Here is a 959-nt window from a genome sequence, read left to right on the forward strand (position 1 = left end):
ACCGTTTGAGCAATGGGGGGACGCAGAAAGGTAGGGTAAGCGCGCTGATGGATATGCGCGTCCAAGCAGTTAGGCTGAGAAGTAGGCAAATCCGCTTCTCACACAAGGCTGAGCTGTGATGGCGAGGGAAATTTAGTACCGAAGTTCCTGATCCTACACTGCCTAGAAAAGCCTCTAGCGAGGTGAGAGGTGCCCGTACCGCAAACCGACACAGGTAGGCGAGAAGAGAATTCTAAGACGCTCGGGAGAACTCTCGTTAAGGAACTCGGCAAAATGACCCCGTAACTTCGGGAGAAGGGGTGCTCTATTAGGGTGCAAGCCCGAGAGAGCCGCAGTGAAAAGATCCAAGCGACTGTTTAGCAAAAACACAGGTCTCTGCGAAGCCGCAAGGCGAAGTATAGGGGCTGACACCTGCCCGGTGCTGGAAGGTTAAGAGGAGGGGTTATCGTTCGCGAGAAGCTCTGAATTGAAGCCCCAGTAAACGGCGGCCGTAACTATAACGGTCCTAAGGTAGCGAAATTCCTTGTCGGGTAAGTTCCGACCCGCACGAATGGTGTAACGATTTGGATACTGTCTCAACGAGAGACCCGGTGAAATTATAGTACCTGTGAAGATGCAGGTTACCCGCGACAGGACGGAAAGACCCCATGGAGCTTTACTGTAGCTTGATATTGGATGTTGGTACAGTTTGTACAGGATAGGTAGGAGCCTTGGAAACCGGAGCGCCAGCTTCGGTGGAGGCATTGGTGGGATACTACCCTGACTGTGCTGACATTCTAACCTCGAGCCGTGATCCGGTTCAGGGACAGTGTCAGGTGGGCAGTTTGACTGGGGCGGTCGCCTCCTAAACAGTAACGGAGGCGCCCAAAGGTTCCCTCAGAATGGTTGGAAATCATTCGTAGAGTGCAAAGGCAAAAGGGAGCTTGACTGCGAGACCTACAAGTCGAGCAGGGACGAAA

1 rRNA gene is annotated in these 959 nt (G+C 53.1%); it reads left to right on the forward strand.

What is annotated here, in order from left to right:
* Nucleotides 1–959: ribosomal RNA gene (locus PQ474_RS26205) — 23S ribosomal RNA — on the forward strand; the annotation flags it as partial.

It is taken from the genome of Halalkalibacter alkalisediminis (genome assembly GCF_028610705.1).
GTDB lineage: Bacteria > Bacillota > Bacilli > Bacillales > Bacillaceae_D > Halalkalibacter > Halalkalibacter alkalisediminis.